This is a genomic window from Aliivibrio sp. S10_S31, from assembly GCF_014694495.1.
Taxonomy (GTDB): Bacteria; Pseudomonadota; Gammaproteobacteria; order Enterobacterales; family Vibrionaceae; genus Aliivibrio; species Aliivibrio fischeri.
The window spans coordinates 1-1,688 of the sequence record NZ_JAAUWR010000062.1 but is presented as its reverse complement, the minus strand read 5'-3'; the positions used below and the strand labels follow the sequence as shown (position 1 = coordinate 1,688).

The window sequence follows — 1,688 nt, the reverse complement described above, 5'->3', positions numbered from 1 at the left end:
ATTACTCGCATACACAAATCGCTCTGTGATACGGGCGGTCCCTCCTGTAACTTGCTCTGTGATACTCAGTGGACGACCTGGTAATGATACATTCTCATATTGCCAAGTTCGAGTCACCGCTTGGCTAGTGTCCTCCAAGCCATCGACAGCTGTGCTTATATTGCTGACCGCAATAAAAGCTCGTCCAGCGGCATCGCTGAGACTAACTGAGGTGCCATTATCTACGCCCTGAGTACGTAAAACCTGACCTGTCAGGTCGGTCAAATAATGGAAGTTTGCCTTTCCGCTCTGGTGCAAACGAGGGTCTGCACTTTGCTCTAGAGAGCCACGAGTATTGTACTGATGATGCGTAATGCGTGCCTGTATCGTAGTTGGCTCATCAGGGTGGCGGTAGTATGCGATATCACGCACTGACAGCCCACGGTTATCTAAAACCGTGACTGAGGGGGTATTGCTGAATAATGATGTACTCATGGTGTTTTCCTGTTAGTTGGGTCTGCCAATTTAATTTCAATGGTAATGGTACTTCGACAATACTATCTATTAAAAATCAAATTGGCATGGAAACATTGTTATTGACTTTTATTTATGGCGACTAGAGACTTAAAAGCATCTGTATTTAGTCTTTACAGAACTTGAGTGTAACGTAGTTTTCATTGATGCCAGTGTTTTTACAGAAAAATCTGAAGTTGTGTTTATTTTATTATCTTCAGAATAAGATTTAATTATTACATTGTTTCCAGACCGACTAAGAAGCGCATAAGCTAATCCGATAGAGATATCAAATTTACCCCTTTTGGCTTCATCATAATTAAATGCATCTACAGTCAAACTTTTCTCCGTGATTTTTTTATCCTCTCTACCGCTATTGGTATATGTAATTGAAGCTTGATCGTAATGATCACTGAGAAGTGATACTAATGAGTTATTGCTTAAACCTTCCTTATTTACATTTAAACCAGTAAGTTTCTCATGTGCTTCATATATTGACTCAACACCATTTATGGCGGTTTTCCAGTCACCATTCGCATTAGCAGTGCCTGCATGATAAGCATAAAAGCTATTTTTTCTAGTCGCGTAAACCGCCGTACAACCACTTAAAGCCCCCATACTTACAATAATTGGAGAGTTTTCAGGAATACTGGAATAGGGAATTTCTATACCCAATGAACCATCATATCCATTAGATACCTTAATGATATTAACAGAGTGATCTAGTTTATTATCTCCCCAGTGAGATCCAGCCTTCATTCCGGTATACAAGCTATTCATTTGATGTCCTTTAAATGTATTCAGTATGACAGTATGCCCATTGTCTGTTGCATGTTTTTCACCATAAAAATCAGGATTATTTAAAGAAAATCGGTCTGTTACAACATTATTATATTTATCAACACGTACAGCTCGCATATCTACCCCAATCTCTGTTGAGTCACTCGAAGTAATTAGCCCTCTATTCTTTAACGGACTAATCTTTCCTTGAGCAAGGCGTAAAGTGTCTTTATTTGGTGCCAATCCATCAATATCTTCCAACGTCACAGGATTATTCCTTACCATCCTATACAGATTTAGACCATCAATGGTGCCTGCCGGATCTGAGGAGAGCCATCGGCCCACCCAAGGCTGGTAGTATCGATAACCATAGTAATACAAACCGGTTGCATCACGCTCTTTGCCCGAGTAGCGGA

At 40.3% G+C, this 1,688-nt stretch carries 1 protein-coding gene and 2 pseudogenes; all 3 read right to left on the bottom strand.

Features of this window, described 5'->3' with window-relative positions; genetic code table 11:
- Positions 1–474 (bottom strand): annotated as a pseudogene (locus HC728_RS19525) (RHS repeat protein); the annotation flags it as partial.
- A 129-nt stretch (positions 475–603) separates the two neighbouring features.
- Positions 604–1,515: a cytotoxic necrotizing factor Rho-activating domain-containing protein gene (locus tag HC728_RS19520; protein WP_238933838.1), complete on the bottom strand. Its 912-nt coding sequence runs from the start codon at positions 1,513–1,515 to the stop codon at positions 604–606.
- Positions 1,507–1,688: pseudogene (locus HC728_RS20205) on the bottom strand (RHS repeat-associated core domain-containing protein); the annotation flags it as partial. The gene HC728_RS19520 and the pseudogene HC728_RS20205, both read right to left, overlap by 9 nt.